1 protein-coding gene is annotated in these 237 nt (G+C 83.5%); it reads right to left on the bottom strand.

The window, feature by feature from the left end; genetic code table 11:
• A partial coding sequence (locus KVS67_RS13105) for a TRIC cation channel family protein (protein ID WP_368669077.1) occupies nucleotides 1–237 on the bottom strand: 237 nt, incomplete at both ends.

Below are 237 nucleotides of genomic sequence, written 5' to 3'. Positions count from 1 at the left end.
GGCCCTCGGCCCCGGGGGCGCCCCCCTCCCTGGCCGGCGCCCCCACCCGCAGCCCGAGCACGAGCCCCATCCCCCCCGCCGAGGTCAGCGGGTTCAGGACCTCCGCCTGGCCGGGGGCCGCCGTCGTGCCCGCGCCGAGGATGGCCGGCCGCGCGTACCAGCCGCGCCCGCCGCACACGGCGGGCGGTTCCCCGGCGTCGACGTCGGGCAGGGTGCCGCCGCCGGCGGCGGTGACCA

The sequence above is a fragment of the Micrococcus sp. GbtcB5 genome, from assembly GCF_019091605.1.
Taxonomy (GTDB): domain Bacteria; phylum Actinomycetota; class Actinomycetes; order Actinomycetales; family Micrococcaceae; genus Micrococcus; species Micrococcus luteus.
This window is presented reverse-complemented; position numbering and strand designations above follow the sequence as displayed.